Genomic DNA, 15,250 nt, shown 5'->3' with positions numbered 1-15,250 from the left:
TGCAAAGATGAATCCGAAAGGGGAATGGTGCTAGACTGCGCGCCATGAAACCACAGCGCTTAACTCGCGAGCAGAGCAGGGACCAGACGCGCGAACGTCTGCTGAAAGCCGCGCATCGCATTTTTCTGAAGAAAGGCTATGTGGCTGCGAGCGTCGAGGACATCGCGGCCGCGGCCGGCTATACGCGCGGCGCGTTCTACTCGAATTTCCGCAGCAAGTCGGACCTGCTGCTGGAGTTGCTGGAGCGCAACCATGAGGCGGTGCGGGCCGATTTCGAGGCGATCTTCGACGAGGGCGGGACGCGCGAACAGATGGAGTCGATGACGCTCGCGCATTACCGGACGCTGTTCCGCGACGACGAATTCTCGCTGCTGTGGGGCGAGGCGAAGCTGCAGGCCGCGCGCGACGCGAAATTCCGCGTGCGCTTCAACCAGTTCCTGCATGGCAAGCGGCTGCAGATGGCCGAATTCATCCAGCGCTTCGCCGAGCGCTCGGGCACGCCGCTGCTGCTGCCGGCCGAGACGCTCGCGTTCGGGCTGATGTGCCTGTGCGACGGCGTGCAGTCGTACTACACGGCCGATCCGCAGCACGTGCCGACCGACGTGGCCGAATCGGTGCTCGCGGGGTTCTTCGCGCGGGTCGTGCTGGGGCGCGCGCCGGACTGACCGAGGAAGCGGGTTCGCGGGCGCCGTGTTCGTCCGCGGCAGGCCGGATGTGATGAAGCGGTGCTGCGCGGTGAGGCCCGAGCCGCATCGTGCGCGTCAGCGCTCGCCGGTCATCCGCCGGTACGCGTCGAGCAGCGACGTCTTGTAGACGACGCCCGCGAGCGTCGGCTCGGCTTCGCTCTCGATCACCGGCAGCCGTTCGCCCTGGAACGCCATGAAGCGTTCGAGCGCCGTCGCGAGCGGCATGTCGGGCGTGAGGAGCGGAAACGGCGTATGCGCGTAATGCGCGGCCGTCTTGTCGGACGTGTCGCGCTTGTCGAGCAGGTCGGACGTGATGTCCTTCAGCGCGACCGCGCCGCGGAAGCGCCCGGCGTCGTCGGTCACGTACAGATACTTCACCGGATATTCGAGAAACACGCGCGTCATGTCGGCGACGCTCGCGGTGAGCGGCACGACCGTCTGCGCGGGCTGGATCAGCTCGCGCATCTGCGTGGTGCGCAGCCGCAGCCGTTCCTGCGCGTCCTGGTAGTGGTGCAGCGTGATCTCATACATCGACGTCGTGCCCGTCGCGCGTGCGACGAAATACGCGAACACGCACGACACCAGCAGCGGCAGCACGACCTGATAGCTCAGCGTCATCTCGAAGATCATCAGGATCGCCATCAGCGGCGCCTGCGTGGCGCCCGCCATGAACGCGCCCATCCCGACGATCGCATACGCGAAATACGCCGACGTATGGCCGGGCCACAGCGCTTGCATCGCGAGCCCGAACAGCGAGCCGAACACCGCGCCGACGAACAGCGTCGGCGTGAAGACGCCGCCGATCGCGCCCGAGCCGGCGGTCGCGGCGGTCGCGATCACCTTGAACACGAGTACCGCGACGAGCGCCTGCCAGGTCCACGGCGAATGAAGGATGTGGTTCACGACGCTGTAGCCGTTGCCCCATACGTCCGGAATCCACACCGAGATCACGCCGACGACGAGGCCGCCGAGCGCGAGCCGCAGGGGCAGCGGCACGGGCAGCCGCTTGAACTGGTTCTTCGACGCGTCGAGCAGGTGCAGGAACTGCGGCGCGAGCACGCCGCACAGCGCGCCGAGCACGACGAACAGCAGCACCTCGGCGCCCGTGACGGCCGGAAACACCGGCATTTCGTACGGCGGCCGATAGCCGGCGAATTCGCGCATCACGATGTTCGCGACGACCGACGCGACGACCATCGGCCCGAAGCTCTCCATCGCGATCGTGCCGAGCACGATCTCCGACACGAAGAACGCGCCTGCGATCGGCGCGTTGTACGCGGACGTGATGCCGGCCGCTGCCCCGCACGCGACCAGCAGGCGCAGGCGCGGCGGGTCGAAGTGCACGAAGCGGCCGACGAGCGACGCGGCAAGCGCCGCGAGCTGCACCATCGGGCCTTCGCGGCCGATCGAGCCGCCGCTGCCGATCGTCAACAGCGACGACACGCTGCGCCACAGGCTCTGCCGCACGGGCACGATGCCGTTGCCGAGCGCGACGGATTCCATATAGTCGGTCTTGCCGGACGGCTTGTCGCCGCGCGTCGCGAGCAGCAGCACGCAGCCGGCCAGGAAGCCGCCCGCGGCCGGCATCCAGAACCGCACGTACCACGGCAGGCTCTTCGCCATCTGGACGAAGCTGCCGCTGTGCCCGGAGATCAGGCGCTGCATCAGGTCGATGCCTTCGCGGAACGCCATGGTGGCGAAGGCGCCGCCGACGCCGACGATGGCCGACCAGATCAGCATCGTATGGGCGTCCGACAGGCGGAACAGCGTTTCGGCGCGAGTGCGCAGCTTCAGCAGGAACGAGAGCACGGCTGAAAGGGGGCGATGGAAAACGACGCGAAGCATAGCACCGCGCCGCGCCCGCGGGACCATCCCGTCGGGCGCGGCGCGCGAAGTGTTGCGGACGGGCGGCTCAGCCAAGCCAGTGCTGCACGGCCCAGGTGATCCCGTAGCCGCCGGCGATCAGCCACACGTACAGGATCAGGCCGGTTATCAGTGCACGGGGACCGGCTGCGCGGATCTGCGACACGCGCGTCTCGATGCCGAGCGCGGTCATCGCCATCGTCAGCGCGAAGGTGTCGAGCACGTTCAGCGTATGCGTGACGTCGGTGGGCAGCACGTTCAGCGAATTGACGATCACGAAGCCGAGGAAGCCGAGCGCGAACCAGGGCACGGCCACCTTGCGCTTGCCTTGCGCACCGCCGGCCGTCGCGCGGGCCGAGCGGGCGAGCCACCAGCCGAGCACGAGCAGCACCGGGACCAGCAGCATCACGCGCGTCATCTTGACGATCGTGGCGACGTGCGCGACCTGCGGGCTGATGTCGCTGGCTGCGCCAACCACCTGCGCGACCTCATGGATCGTGCCGCCGAAGAACAGGCCGAGGCCGGCCGGATCGAGGTTCAGCAGCCCGGCGTGATACGCGATCGGGTACAGGAACATCGACAGCGTGCCGAACAGCACGACGCTGCCCACGGCCATCGCGCTCTGGTGCGGCTTCGACTGCAGCGTCGACTCGAACGCGAGCACGGCGGCCGCGCCGCAGATCGCACTGCCGGCGGCGGTCAGCAGCGCCGCGTCGCGGTCGAGCTTCATCAGCTTCATGCCGGCCCAGGTGCCGATCACGAGCGTGCTGACGACGACCAGCACCGAGACCGTCAGGCCCGGCAGGCCGACCTGCGCGATTTCCTGCAGGCTCACGCGCAACCCGAAGAACGCGACCGCGATGCGCAGCAGCTTGCGCGCGGAGAAATTGACGCCGGCTGCCCAGCTGGCCGGCATGCCGTCGCGCAGCGCATTGCCGTACAGCGCGCCGGCGACGATGCCGACGATCAGCGGTGACAGGCCGAGCCCCGCGATCGCGGGGAGCTCGGACAGGCTCGTGACGGCGGCGGCGAACAGCGCGACGAACAGCACGCCGTTCAACTGGCCGCGCATCGACGGCGCGGCGTGGCTGAGATGGGGAGTCGGGGCAGTGGACATGGAGCACCGTAATTGAGCGTGTTGCGATGCTGTAATCCTAATTTTGTTATATCGATATGAAAAATTGTGATTTGTGACGTAAACTATCCGGAAAGCCGATAATTCATCCCCATGACCCCGGATCAACTGATAACGTTCGCGGCCGTCGCCGAGCACCTGAACATCAGCCGTGCCGCCGTGGCGCTGCATCTGTCGCAGCCGGCCGTGTCGGGCCAGTTGCGGCTGCTGCAGGACGAATTCGGCGAGCCGCTGTATCAGCGCGACGGCCGCGGCATCCGGCTGACGCCGGTCGGCGAACAGCTCGCGCAATACGCGAAGGCGCAGCGCGACACGTTCGCGCAGGCGCGCGCGTTTCGCGACGCGGTGCGCGGCCTCGAGGCCGGCACGCTGCGGATCGGCGCGAGCACGACGCCGGCGAGCTATCTGCTGCCGTACCTGATCGCGGCGTTCCAGCCGCGTGCGCCGCGCGTGACGATCCAGACGATGAGCGGCAATACGGCCGACGTGGTCGCGGCGCTGCCGTCGCTCGACATCGCGATGATCGAAGGGCCGCCCGGCGAGGCGCTGCCGCCCGGCACGGCCGTGCATGCGTGGCACGAGGACGAGATCGTCGCGATCGTGCCGGCCGGCCATCCGCTGGCCGAGCCCGGCTACGATGCGGGCGTGACGCTTGACGCGCTCGCCGCGCATCCGCTCGTGCTGCGCGAGGAGGGCTCCGGCGTGCGGCAGCTCGTCGAGCGTGCGTTCGCGCATGGCGGCGCGCCGATGCGCGTGGCGTTCGAGATCGCGGGCGTCGAGGCGGTGAAGGAGGCCGTGCGTGCCGGGATGGGCGTCGGGTTCGTGTCCGCGATGTCGCTGCGTCACCAGGATGCGGCGCTCGTGTTGCGCTCGCTCGCACCCGCGCCGCTCACGCGTCATTTCTCCATCCTCGTGCCGCATGGCGGCGCGCCGTCGCGGGTCGCCGCGCAGTTCCTCGAAATGAGTCTCGCGCAGGATCTCGCATAGGCGGCCGAAGCCGATCCGGGGACACACGATGCACGCCGTCGGGCGCGCATTAGCGTGGCATCCGGCCTTAGGGATTTCCTCTATGGCGTGCGTCCGAAGCGAAGCGCACCATCCGTCTCAAGCAAATGGAACCGGTTCCATTCCGGTAAAAAGGGCAAAATGGCAGACATCGTGATCGTGGCGAGCGCATTCGGGATGGACCGTGTGCGCCAGGAGGGCCACGGCGCATTCGTCGCGACCGCGGCGGCATCCGGTGCGACCGGCTTCGAGGTGAGGCGCGAGCTGTTCGCGTCGGACGACGACGCGACGCCCGGCGCGCTGGCCGCGCTCGGCGCGCAACTGGCCGGCCACGGGCTGTGGTCGGTCTATTCGACGCCGGCCACGCTGTACACGGAAACGGGCGCGCTCGACGCCGACGCATTGCGCGACGCGCTCGCGGAAGCCGACGCGCTCGGCGCGCGTTTCGTGAAATTCCAGCTCGGCGGCTTCGCCGGCGATGCGCATGCGGCCGACATCGTCGCGCTGTCGCGCGGCGCGCGTGCCCGTGTGGTGGTCGAGAACGGCCAGCTTCCGGTCGGCGGCGCGCTCGTGCAGTTCCGCGGGCTGTTCGATGCGCTGGCCGCGGCGGGCATGCCCGATGCGCTCGGGATGACGTTCGACATCGGCAACTGGCAGTGGCCGGGCGAAGCGCCGCTCGACTGCGCGCAGATGCTCGCGCCGCATGTGGAATACATTCATTGCAAGGCGGTCGCCGGCGAGGGCGCGCGCCGTTTCGCGGCCGCGCCGGCGCCGAACGACCCGCTCGTGACCGGCGTGCTCGCGGCGCTGCCGCAACATGCGCCGCGCGGCATCGAGTTTCCGTTCGACGCGGCCGACCTGGCGGGCGATGCACGCCGGCGCGTCGCGTGGCTTGCAACGGCGTGACGGCAGAAGAATCCTGAGGAGTTCACTCATGAAAGCAGCACTCGATGTCGTGACCTACGGTGAGGCGATGGCGATGTTCGTCGCGACCGAGCCCGGCCATCTCGCGCATGCGACGCAATTCACGAAGCGGATCGCGGGCGCCGACCTGAACGTCGCGATCGGCCTGTCGCGGCTCGGCTTCCGGGTCGGCTGGATGAGCCGCATCGGCCGCGATTCGTTCGGCGGCTACGTGCTCGACACACTCGCACGCGAAGGCATCGACGCATCATGCGTGACCGTCGATCCGCGTTACCCGACCGGTTTCCAGCTGAAGTCGCGCAACGACGACGGCAGCGACCCGACCGTCGAATATTTCCGCAAGGGCTCGGCCGCAAGCCACCTGTCGTGCGACGACTACGTGGCCGACTATGTGCTCGGTGCGCGCCACCTGCATCTGACGGGTGTCGCGCCGGCGATCTCCGCGACGTCGTGCGAGCTCGCGTTCCGGCTCGCGCGCGAGATGCGCGCGGCTGGCAAGACGATCTCGTTCGACCCGAACCTGCGCCCGACGCTGTGGCCGTCCGCGGACGTGATGGCGAAGACGCTGAACGCGCTCGCGACGCTCGCCGACTGGGTGCTGCCGGGCCTCGCCGAAGGGCGGCAGCTCACCGGGCACGACACGCCGGCCGACATTGCGGGCTTCTATCTCGCGCAGGGCGCGCGCGGTGTCGTGATCAAGCTCGGCGAGCAAGGCGCGTACTTCCGGACGGCCGACGGCCGCGAAGGCACGGTCGCGGGCGAGCCCGTCGAACGCGTCGTTGACACGGTAGGCGCCGGCGACGGCTTCGCGGTCGGTGTGGTCAGCGCGCTGCTGGAAGGCCGCAGCGTCGAACAGGCCGTCGCGCGCGGCAACCGGATCGGCGCGCTCGCGATCCAGATGATCGGCGATTCGGAAGGCTTGCCGACGCGCGAAGCACTCGACCGGCTCGAAAATGTCAGCAATCGCGCCGATCGCTTAGAGGAAACCGTCACCGCGCAATGAGAGGCCGAACACGGCACAATCCGCGGATCCATTTCGTGCGTCAAGCACCGCTTTGCGTGAGACCGGACGGCAAAGCAGGCGACCGGAGCGGTGCTGACGCACCGGTTCCGGCCGCGAAGCGCTGAAGCGTCAGCCCGGTCAACAAAGGAGACAATCTGATGGCAACCAATCTCGCAGCCCGACGCTGGTGGACGATCATGCCGATCGTGTTCATCACGTACAGCCTCGCCTACCTCGACCGCGCGAACTACGGGTTCGCGGCGGCGGCCGGCATCAACCAGGACCTCGGCATCAGCAAGGGCCTGTCGTCGCTGATCGGCGCGCTGTTCTTCCTCGGCTACTTCTTCTTCCAGATCCCCGGTGCGATCTATGCGGAGCGCCGCAGCGTGAAGAAGCTCGTGTTCGTCAGCCTCGTGCTGTGGGGCGGCTGCGCGGCGCTCACCGGCGTGGTCAGCAACATCCCGTCGCTGATGGCGATCCGCTTCGTGCTCGGCGTCGTCGAGGCGGCCGTGATGCCGGCGATGCTGATCTACATCAGCAACTGGTTCACGAAGAACGAACGCTCGCGCGCGAACACGTTCCTGATCCTCGGCAATCCGGTCACCGTGCTGTGGATGTCGATCGTGTCGGGCTATCTCGTGCACGAATTCGGCTGGCGCCACATGTTCATCGCCGAAGGCGTGCCGGCCGTCCTCTGGGCCGTGTGCTGGTGGTTCCTCGTGCAGGACAAGCCGGCCGATTCGCCGTGGCTCACCGCGCAGGAAAAACGCGACCTCGACGCCGCGCTCGTGGCCGAGCAGGCGGCGATCAAACCCGTGCGCAACTATGGCGAGGCGTTCCGCTCGCCGGCCGTGATCAAGCTGTGCGCGCAGTATTTCTGCTGGAGCATCGGCGTGTACGGCTTCGTGCTGTGGCTGCCGTCGATCGTCAAGAACGGCTCCGACCTCGGGATGGTCGCGACCGGCTGGCTGTCCGCGCTGCCGTATCTCGCGGCGACGATCGCGATGCTTGCCGCATCGTGGGCGTCCGACAAGGTCGGCTCGCGCCGCGGCTTCGTGTGGCCGTTCCTGCTGATCGGCGCGGCCGCGTTCGCCGCGTCGTACGCGCTCGGCTCGTCGCATTTCTGGATCTCGTATGCGCTGCTGGTCGTCGCGGGCGCCGCAATGTACGCGCCGTACGGCCCGTTCTTCGCGATCGTGCCGGAGCTGCTGCCGAAGAACGTGGCCGGCGGCGCGATGGCGCTGATCAACAGCATGGGCGCGCTCGGTTCGTTCGTCGGCTCGTACTTCGTCGGCTACCTGAACGGCGCGACCGGCTCGCCCGTCGCGTCGTACGCGTTCATGAGCGCCGCGCTCGTCGCCGCGGTGATCCTCACGCTGTCCGTCAAACCCCAGGCGCGCGATGCGCATCCGCTCGCCGCGCCGCTGCAAGGAAAATGAAACCGATGAAGCCTCGTATCGTCGCCTACAAGCCGCTGCCCGATGACGTTCTCGCGTACCTGCGCGAGCATGCGGACGTCGTGCAGGCCGACGGCGCCGACGCGCTCGCCGATGCGCTCGGCAGCGCGGACGGCGCGATCGGCGCGAGCCTGAAGGTCACGCCGCAGATGCTCGACCGCGCGCCGCGGCTGAAGGCCTGGTCGACGATCTCGGTCGGCTACGACAACTTCGACGTCGCGGATCTCACGCGGCGCGGGATCGTGCTCGCGCATACGCCGGACGTGCTGACCGAGTCGACCGCCGATACGGTGTTTTCGCTGATCCTGGCGTCCGCACGGCGCGTGGTTGAGCTGGCCGAGTGGGTGAAGGCCGGGCACTGGCATCGCAGCATCGGCCCGGACCTGTACGGCACCGACGTGCAGGGCAAGACGCTCGGCATTGTGGGGCTCGGGCGGATCGGCGGCGCGGTTGCACGCCGCGCTGCGCTCGGCTTCCGGATGCAGGTGCTGTACGCGAACCGGTCCGCGCATGCCGAAGCCGAGACGCAGTACGGCGCGCGGCGCGTGACGCTCGACGAACTGCTCGCGCAGTCGGATTTCGTGTGCGTGCAGGTGCCGCTGTCGCCGGAAACGCACCACCTGATCGGCGCGGCCGAATTCGCGAAGATGAAACGCAGCGCGATCCTGATCAATGCGTCACGCGGGCCCGTCGTCGACGAAGCCGCGCTGGTCGACGCGCTGCGCGCGGGCACGATCCATGGCGCAGGGCTCGACGTGTTCGAAAAGGAGCCGCTGCCGGCGGATTCGCCGCTGTTGCAGATGAAGAATGTCGTCGCGCTGCCGCATATCGGCTCGGCGACGCACGAGACGCGCCACGCGATGGCGCGCTGCGCCGCGGAAAACCTGGTCGGCGCGCTGGCCGGCACGCTGCGCGCGAATCTCGTCAATCCGGACGCGCTCGCGCGAGCCTGAGCCGCGCCGGGTAACGGGAAGACAGCCGGCCGGCGGGGCGCCGGCGCCGTTAGAGTCGACGGTCTTGGTGCCGGAGCGCTGGCTGCGTTATGATCGCCCGCTTGTCGCATCGACGGCCCGGCAACGCTGCCGGCGGCGTTCGGCGACGGGCATCCGCGCCAGGTCCGGTGCGGCCGACTGCTTTTGCACGTGACTGGAGCGGGCGCCGATGCGCCGGCGCCGATCGACCGCGAAGCATGGGACGAGCGTAAGCGCTGAAGGGCTGACGCTGGTCGACCGCGAAGCATGGGATCAGCGTAAGCGCTAAAGCGCTAACGCTGGTCGACAGAGGAGTCTGCCGGGTGGCTTACGTTTCCAACAACAAAGGTCCGTCTGCCCACGAAGCGGCACGGATCGTACGTCGTGAGGCACGACAGTGACCGATTCGCAACCTTCCACGACGCGTCCGGCGACGATCAGCGACGTCGCGCGCGAGGCCGGCACGGGCAAGACCAGCGTTTCGCGCTACCTGAACGGCGAGACGCACGTGCTGTCCGTCGATCTGCGTCAGCGCATCGAGGCCGCGATCGCGCGCCTCAACTACCGGCCGAACCAGATGGCGCGCGGGCTCAAGCGCGGCCGCAACCGGCTGCTCGGCATGCTCGCGGCCGACCTGACCAATCCTTATACCGTCGAAGTGCTGCAGGGCGTCGAGGCTGCGTGCCATGCGCTCGGCTACATGCCGCTCATCTGTCACGCGGCGAACGAGGTCGAGATGGAGCGCCGCTTCCTGCAGCTGCTCACGACCTACCGTGTCGAAGGGCTGATCGTCAACGCACTCGGCGCCGAAGAGGACGTGCTGCGCCCGCTGCGCGGCGCCGGCATCCCGGCCGTGCTCGTCGACCGGACCGTCGAGGGTTTCGAGGCCGACCTGATCGGCCTCGACAACGCCGATGCGATCGAGACGGCGGTCGCGCACCTGATCGAGCACGGCTTCGACGCGATCCATTTCGTCGTGCAGCCGTTCGAGCACGTCAGCTCGCGGCGCCTGCGCGAGGCAGCGTTCCGCGCGGCGCTGGGCGCGCGCGGGCTGCCGGTGCCGTCGACGGTCGTGCTCGACCTGAACGAGCCCGACGCGGCCGCGGCGGCACTCGCCGACCTCGATACACGCATCGACGACGCAACGCGGCGCGGCGTGCGCGCGGCGCTGTTCGCCGCGAACGCGCCGGTCGCGCTCGCGATCGCGCGCCACCTGCGCGCGCGTTTCGGCGCCGCGTGGCAGCAGAAGGCCGCGCTGCTGTCGATCGACGATCCGGAATGGGCCGAGCTGATCGGCATCACGACGATCCGTCAGCCGACCTACGAAATCGGCTACAAGGCCGTCGAATTCGTGCATGAGCGGATCGACGGCGCAGCGGGCGACGTGCGCGTCGCGATGCTGCCGGGCGAGCTGATTGCGCGCGCGTCGACCGCAAGCTGAGTATCATGCGGGGCACGCAGCGCGTCAGGTGCGCTGCCCCGAACAAGGAAATACATGACTGTCGCTCCCGTCACGCTGGCGGTGCTGATCGCCGCCACGCTGATCATCGCGCTGCTGCCGCTCGTCCTCTTCCGTATCCTGCGCAAGCCGCTTGCGCTCAACCGCCGCGACACGATCGTCGGCGTCGCCGTCTTCACGCTGTTCGCGATGATCGTCGAACGCGCGTTCCACGGGCTCGTGCTGAGCCGGACGCCGGCGGATGGCTGGCTGACGCAGCCGCTCGCGTTCGTCGCGTACAGCGCGCTCGCGACCGCCGTATTCGAGGAAGTCGGCCGTTATCTCGGGATGCGTTTCCTGAACCGGCGCTACGGCACGTCGGCCGGCGACGGTCGCGCGATCGGCTACGGGATCGGCCACGGCGGCGCCGAAGCGTGGTTCGTCGGCGTGCTCGTATGGGGCCAGTGGTCGTATCTCGCGTGGCTGGCAAGCCGCGGCCAGCTCGAGACGCAGCTTTCCGACCTGCCGGGCGATACCGTCGTGCGGCTGCACGTGATGCTCGCGACGCTGTCGGTGCAGTCGATCCTGCTGTTGCTGCTCGAACGCTGCGCGGCGTTCGTGCTGCAGCTTGCGCTGTCGGTGCTGGTCTGGCGCGGCGTGCGCGCCGGCCGTGCGGGCGTGTTGCCGCTCGCGATCGTGCTGCATGCGCTCGCCGCGGCGCCGGCGCTGCTGTACCAGGTGCGCGTGCTGCCGGCCGCATGGGTCGAGGCCGCGTATTTCGTGCTGGCTGCGATCCTGGTCGTCGTGATGGTGAAGACGTGCCGGCCGCCGCGTACGGCTGCCTGACGGGAGAGACGGGATGGACGACTATCTGATCGAATGCCGGAGCGCCGAATTCGACGCGCTCGCGCGCGTGATCTGCGATCTCTTTCCGGAGCAGACGCGCTTCGCCGAAAGCAGCGACGAGCGCGGGCGGTTCCTGTCCGTGCACTGGCTCGCGATGCGTTTCGGCGCGAGGCCGAAGCGGATGACGCTCGATATCCGCATCGTGCCGGCCGCGCTCGCGCGTTATCTCGCGCTCAAGCCGATGCAGCGCGCGCGTAGCCATGCGGTGCTGCATGCCTATACGGAAGCGATGCTCGGGTCGCTCGAGGAGCGCCACGCGGCCGGCGAGGCCGTCGAGCGCAGCGCGGAACTCGAACTCGACGAAGATTTTGCGTGAGCATGCACGCCGGCTTCATGCCGGCGCGGCGGATTACGCGTCGCGGTAGACCTGCGCGAAGCGCTGCGCCTGCACGACGCCGTAATCGCCGGGTGCATACTGCATGACCCAGTCGCCGGCGACGCCGCGCAGCGTGTCGCCGTTTTCCGAGCGGGCGATCGTAAACGGCTCGTCCATCCTGCGTGCGAGCACGACGGCCGGCCGGTTTCGGTAGGCGCCCGGCGCGCCGTGCGCGAGTGCCGGATCGGCGGGCAGGTATTTGGCTTCGAAGCGCGCGCGCGATACGACCCAGCGGTCGCCGGTCGAGCCCGTGATCAGCGCGTCGCCCGCGACATAGCGGTTCGGGCCTTCGAGGCTCATCAGTTCGCCGTCGGCGTGTGCGAATGAAACGGCGACGGTTTCGTCCTTGACGACGCGACGGGCCTGCGGGTCGGTACGCAGATCGATGTGCTTGAGTTCGAGCATGGCGAGGAAGTGCGGGAAAAGCCGGGAGCTTATCCCGAATTCGGCGCGCCGTGTGGCGCGCGCCGATCACCGGCAGGACGCGCGGCGCCGTTCGGCCCGTAACGGGCAGCGCGGCGCCGGCAGGGAGGACGTCAGGGTTGCGCGGGTGCGCTTGCGGCCGGCGCGGCTGCCGCCTTGCCTTCCTTGCCCTTCGTCTTGCCCTTGCCGCGGTGCTCGCCGCCGTGGTTCAGCCAACTGCGGAACGTCGTGTCGGCCAGCGCCTTCTGCTCGGCCGGGAAGCTCGCGTAGAGCGGCGCGAATGCGTCGGAGAGCTTCTTCGCGCCGTCGGCGTTCGCCTGCGACAATTCCGCATACTGCTTCATGTCGTCGAGCGCGGAGACGTCGTGCTTGGCCATCCGGTCGCGATAGAGGCGGCCCATCGTTTCGCCGTTGTCACGCATCGTGTCGGCGAACGTCTTCCATTGCGGTTCCTGCGCCGACGTGATCTTCAACTGGTCGTGCAGATACTTGATGCGCTGCTCGACGCGCGCTTCGTGGCGTGCCGCGCGCTGCTCGGCGCTCGGGGCCGATGCTGCGGCCGCAGCCGTCGTGGCCGGAGCGGGCGCTTGAGGCTGCGCCGGGGTTTGCGCGAACGCGCTGGCTGCAACGGCGAGCGTAGCGAGGGTGAGCGAGATCTTCTTCATGGTTGGCTCTCCGGGGTGGTGTCTTGCGAGCGGGCGCGGCGGCAATTGCCGCAAGCACGCATCTCGCGTCGCACATTATTAGTAGCACGTTGCGTGCAGCGCGGCAGCGAAAGCGACACTTGCTTACATCCGATACGAATCGAAATTGAAAGGGACATAGCGGGTCGGTGCGGGGCTGGCGATGGTCCGGTACGTACCGGCGACGAGCTCGGCAAGTGAGCGGCAAGCGCGATCAGGATGCGGTCGTTGTGCACGAACAAGGCAGCGAGACCGCATGACGGCGCGCGATGCCGTTTGGGCGCACCGGCGTTCGGCGCTATCATCGCGTCACCTTCCACTTAGCCGGCGCGTCGCACGCCGGCCCGGCCTCATGCGTCCACCCCGTCTCGACCAACTCGACGATCTCGACCGGCAGCTCGTCGCGCTGCTGCAAGCCGATGCGCGCGCAAGTGTCGCGGATCTCGCGCGCCAGCTCGACGTCGCGCGCACGACGGTCGTCGCACGCATCGCACGGCTCGAACGCACCAACGTGATCGCCGGCTACAGCGTCCGGCTCGGGCAGGACGTGCTCGACGCGAGCATTTACGCGTATGTCGGCATCATCCTCACGCCGAAGTTCGGCAAGGATGTGTTGCGCAAGCTCGACCGGATGCCCGAAGTGCAGTTGCTGTGCGCGGTGAGCGGCGAGTACGACTACGTCGCGTGGCTGCGCGCCGATTCGCCCGAACGCCTCAACGATCTGCTCGACCAGATCGGCACGCTCGAAGGCGTCGAACGCACGACGACGTCGATCATCCTTTCGCGCAAGATCGATCGCGGGACGATCGGCGGCTGATGCACACCTCGCGACATCGCATTTGATGTCGCAGTCGAGTATTCCGCACGGATATCTGCCTGATCCGCGAGCACATTCGTGCGCGCCGAGTGCACGAGCCTCCACATAGTTGACACCGCCGTGCCCGATGTTCCGCAGGGGCGCGGACGGCCGTTTCCACGCGTCGTTCGACGCATCCATGCCGCATTCTCTTGCGCATTTCCGCACATGACGAGCGCGCGCGTCGTTCCTCCTTCTTTTCCGCCTTCGAGAACGCAGGCCGTAACGGTCCGCTTGCGGCACGAGCTATACGCGATTTTTAGATGATTTGGTCGTTTAGACGAAATGAATCGTCATTTCGTCTAAATTATCGGTCGTTTCGCATCATTCTTCGTCTTGGAACTGATTTTGCGCGTCCCTAAACTGTGTTCATGGCTCAACGCCGTCCACAACACCAACCCATCATCAGGAGATAAGCGCATGAAAATCGCCATCGTCGGCGCAGGTCTGATCGGCCACACCATTGCTCACATGCTGCGTGAAACGGGCGACTACGAAGTCGTCGCGTTCGACCGCGATGCGGATGCGCTCGCAAAGCTGTCGCGCGAAGGCATCGCGACGCAACGGGTCGATTCAGCCGACGCGAACGCGATTCGCGAAGCAGTGAAGGGCTTCGATGCGCTCGTCAACGCGCTGCCTTATTACCTCGCTGTCAACGTCGCCGCCGCCGCGAAGGCTGCCGGTGTCCATTATTTCGACCTGACCGAAGACGTGCGCGCGACCCACGCGATCCGCGAACTGGCCGACGGTTCGGACCGTGCGTTCATGCCGCAATGCGGCCTCGCACCGGGCTTCATCGGCATCGCCGCGCATGAACTCGTGAACGGCTTCAGCGAAGTGCGCGACGTGAAGATGCGCGTCGGCGCGCTGCCCGAGTATCCGACCAACGCGTTGAAGTACAACCTGACGTGGAGCGTCGACGGCCTGATCAACGAGTACTGCCAGCCGTGCGAAGCGATCCGCGACGGCCGCAAGCAGTGGGTGCAGCCGCTCGAAGGCCTCGAGCACTTCTCGCTCGACGGCACCGAATACGAAGCGTTCAACACGTCGGGCGGCCTGGGCACGCTGTGCGAGACGCTGTCGGGCAAGGTCGAGACGCTCGACTACAAGTCGGTGCGCTACCCGGGCCACCGCGAGCTCGTCCAGTTCCTGCTCGAGGACCTGCGCCTGTCGACCGACCGCGACACGCTGAAGTCGATCATGCGCCGCGCGGTGCCGTCGACGAAGCAGGACGTCGTGCTCGTGTTCGTCACGGTGACGGGCGTGAAGGACGGCCAGCTCGTGCAGGACGTGTTCACGCGCAAGATCTTCGCAAAGGACGTGTGCGGGATGCACATGAGCGCGATCCAGATCACGACGGCCGGCGCGATGTGCGCGGTGCTGGATCTGTTCCGCGAGAAGAAGCTGCCGCAGAGCGGTTTCATCCCGCAGGAAAAGGTGTCGCTGAAGGCGTTCCTGTCGAACCGCTTCGGCAAGCTGTACGAAGGCGGCACGATGGAGCGCGTGCACGCGGTGGCCTGACCA

Annotated in this window: 15 protein-coding genes; 11 read left to right on the top strand and 4 right to left on the bottom strand. The window is 67.8% G+C overall.

What is annotated here, in order from left to right:
- The first annotated feature begins 44 nt into the window (after nucleotides 1-44).
- The gene (locus FPJ27_RS28050; RefSeq protein ID WP_204423428.1) at nucleotides 45-665 is read left to right on the top strand and encodes a TetR/AcrR family transcriptional regulator; all 621 of its coding nucleotides are present in this window, start codon (nucleotides 45-47) and stop codon (nucleotides 663-665) included.
- A gap of 96 nt (nucleotides 666-761) precedes the next feature.
- Here FPJ27_RS28050 and FPJ27_RS28045 read toward each other — a convergent pair whose 3' ends face one another.
- Both FPJ27_RS28045 and FPJ27_RS28040 read right to left on the bottom strand, forming a co-directional pair.
- Complete coding sequence (locus tag FPJ27_RS28045; protein WP_204426370.1) at nucleotides 762-2,495, bottom strand: ClcB-like voltage-gated chloride channel protein; 1,734 nt, start codon at nucleotides 2,493-2,495, stop codon at nucleotides 762-764.
- 103 nt (nucleotides 2,496-2,598) lie between these two features.
- A complete protein-coding gene (locus FPJ27_RS28040; RefSeq protein ID WP_204423427.1) occupies nucleotides 2,599-3,666 on the bottom strand; it encodes a YeiH family protein in 1,068 nt (355 codons plus the stop codon).
- A 111-nt stretch (nucleotides 3,667-3,777) separates the two neighbouring features.
- Between FPJ27_RS28040 and FPJ27_RS28035 the strand changes: the two genes are divergently transcribed.
- The 8 genes from FPJ27_RS28035 to FPJ27_RS28000 all read left to right on the top strand — a co-directional run bounded on the left by FPJ27_RS28035 (nucleotide 3,778) and on the right by FPJ27_RS28000 (nucleotide 11,704).
- Nucleotides 3,778-4,671 carry a LysR family transcriptional regulator gene (locus FPJ27_RS28035; RefSeq protein WP_204423426.1) on the top strand — a complete coding sequence of 298 codons (894 nt, stop codon included), beginning with the start codon at nucleotides 3,778-3,780 and terminating at the stop codon, nucleotides 4,669-4,671.
- Nucleotides 4,672-4,830: 159 nt separating this feature from the next.
- On the top strand, nucleotides 4,831-5,595 hold the full coding sequence (locus FPJ27_RS28030; protein WP_204423425.1) for a sugar phosphate isomerase/epimerase: 765 nt from the start codon (nucleotides 4,831-4,833) through the stop codon (nucleotides 5,593-5,595).
- Nucleotides 5,596-5,623: 28 nt separating this feature from the next.
- Nucleotides 5,624-6,616 (top strand): sugar kinase, encoded by a 993-nt coding sequence (locus FPJ27_RS28025; protein WP_204423424.1) that lies wholly within the window; start codon nucleotides 5,624-5,626, stop codon nucleotides 6,614-6,616.
- Nucleotides 6,617-6,774: 158 nt separating this feature from the next.
- Nucleotides 6,775-8,055, top strand: coding sequence for an MFS transporter (locus tag FPJ27_RS28020; protein ID WP_204423422.1), 1,281 nt, complete (start codon nucleotides 6,775-6,777; stop codon nucleotides 8,053-8,055).
- 5 nt (nucleotides 8,056-8,060) lie between these two features.
- On the top strand, nucleotides 8,061-9,026 hold the full coding sequence (locus tag FPJ27_RS28015; RefSeq protein WP_204423420.1) for an NAD(P)-dependent oxidoreductase: 966 nt from the start codon (nucleotides 8,061-8,063) through the stop codon (nucleotides 9,024-9,026).
- 415 nt (nucleotides 9,027-9,441) lie between these two features.
- A complete protein-coding gene (locus FPJ27_RS28010) occupies nucleotides 9,442-10,485 on the top strand; it encodes a LacI family DNA-binding transcriptional regulator (RefSeq protein WP_204423417.1) in 1,044 nt (347 codons plus the stop codon).
- A 54-nt stretch (nucleotides 10,486-10,539) separates the two neighbouring features.
- On the top strand, nucleotides 10,540-11,328 hold the full coding sequence (locus FPJ27_RS28005; protein WP_204423415.1) for a YhfC family intramembrane metalloprotease: 789 nt from the start codon (nucleotides 10,540-10,542) through the stop codon (nucleotides 11,326-11,328).
- 13 nt (nucleotides 11,329-11,341) lie between these two features.
- Entirely contained in the window at nucleotides 11,342-11,704 is a 363-nt protein-coding gene (locus tag FPJ27_RS28000) for a DUF3022 domain-containing protein (protein ID WP_204423413.1), read from the top strand.
- Between the two features lie 33 nt (nucleotides 11,705-11,737).
- Here the strand turns inward: FPJ27_RS28000 and FPJ27_RS27995 are convergent, their stop codons facing one another.
- Both FPJ27_RS27995 and FPJ27_RS27990 read right to left on the bottom strand, forming a co-directional pair.
- Nucleotides 11,738-12,169: a PGDYG domain-containing protein gene (locus FPJ27_RS27995; RefSeq protein WP_204423411.1), complete on the bottom strand. Its 432-nt coding sequence runs from the start codon at nucleotides 12,167-12,169 to the stop codon at nucleotides 11,738-11,740.
- A gap of 131 nt (nucleotides 12,170-12,300) precedes the next feature.
- Nucleotides 12,301-12,852, bottom strand: a complete 552-nt coding sequence (locus FPJ27_RS27990; RefSeq protein WP_072441223.1) for a Spy/CpxP family protein refolding chaperone — start codon at nucleotides 12,850-12,852, stop codon at nucleotides 12,301-12,303.
- Between the two features lie 370 nt (nucleotides 12,853-13,222).
- Between FPJ27_RS27990 and FPJ27_RS27985 the strand changes: the two genes are divergently transcribed.
- Nucleotides 13,223-13,687: an Lrp/AsnC family transcriptional regulator gene (locus FPJ27_RS27985; RefSeq protein ID WP_006481526.1), complete on the top strand. Its 465-nt coding sequence runs from the start codon at nucleotides 13,223-13,225 to the stop codon at nucleotides 13,685-13,687.
- A 459-nt stretch (nucleotides 13,688-14,146) separates the two neighbouring features.
- Entirely contained in the window at nucleotides 14,147-15,247 is a 1,101-nt protein-coding gene (locus FPJ27_RS27980) for a saccharopine dehydrogenase C-terminal domain-containing protein (RefSeq protein ID WP_034181371.1), read from the top strand.
- Nucleotides 15,248-15,250: the final 3 nt, after the last annotated feature.

It is taken from the genome of Burkholderia sp. MS455, from assembly GCF_016899445.1.
In the GTDB taxonomy this organism is placed as follows: Bacteria; Pseudomonadota; Gammaproteobacteria; order Burkholderiales; family Burkholderiaceae; genus Burkholderia; species Burkholderia pyrrocinia_C.
Note: the sequence above shows the minus strand (reverse complement) of the source record. Positions and strands in the feature narration are given on the sequence as shown.

Excerpts from the sequence above, each read along its gene's own strand:
- FPJ27_RS28005 (WP_204423415.1), top strand. The coding sequence starts at position 10,540 with ATGACTGTCGCTCCCGTCACGCTGGCGGTGCTGATCGCCGCCACGCTG.
- FPJ27_RS27995 (WP_204423411.1), bottom strand. The coding sequence starts at position 12,169 with ATGCTCGAACTCAAGCACATCGATCTGCGTACCGACCCGCAGGCCCGT.
- FPJ27_RS28050 (WP_204423428.1), top strand. The coding sequence starts at position 45 with ATGAAACCACAGCGCTTAACTCGCGAGCAGAGCAGGGACCAGACGCGC.
- FPJ27_RS27985 (WP_006481526.1), top strand. The coding sequence starts at position 13,223 with ATGCGTCCACCCCGTCTCGACCAACTCGACGATCTCGACCGGCAGCTC.
- FPJ27_RS28030 (WP_204423425.1), top strand. The coding sequence starts at position 4,831 with ATGGCAGACATCGTGATCGTGGCGAGCGCATTCGGGATGGACCGTGTG.
- FPJ27_RS28035 (WP_204423426.1), top strand. The coding sequence starts at position 3,778 with ATGACCCCGGATCAACTGATAACGTTCGCGGCCGTCGCCGAGCACCTG.
- FPJ27_RS27980 (WP_034181371.1), top strand. The coding sequence starts at position 14,147 with ATGAAAATCGCCATCGTCGGCGCAGGTCTGATCGGCCACACCATTGCT.
- FPJ27_RS27990 (WP_072441223.1), bottom strand. The coding sequence starts at position 12,852 with ATGAAGAAGATCTCGCTCACCCTCGCTACGCTCGCCGTTGCAGCCAGC.
- FPJ27_RS28015 (WP_204423420.1), top strand. The coding sequence starts at position 8,061 with ATGAAGCCTCGTATCGTCGCCTACAAGCCGCTGCCCGATGACGTTCTC.
- FPJ27_RS28000 (WP_204423413.1), top strand. The coding sequence starts at position 11,342 with ATGGACGACTATCTGATCGAATGCCGGAGCGCCGAATTCGACGCGCTC.
- FPJ27_RS28020 (WP_204423422.1), top strand. The coding sequence starts at position 6,775 with ATGGCAACCAATCTCGCAGCCCGACGCTGGTGGACGATCATGCCGATC.
- FPJ27_RS28040 (WP_204423427.1), bottom strand. The coding sequence starts at position 3,666 with ATGTCCACTGCCCCGACTCCCCATCTCAGCCACGCCGCGCCGTCGATG.
- FPJ27_RS28025 (WP_204423424.1), top strand. The coding sequence starts at position 5,624 with ATGAAAGCAGCACTCGATGTCGTGACCTACGGTGAGGCGATGGCGATG.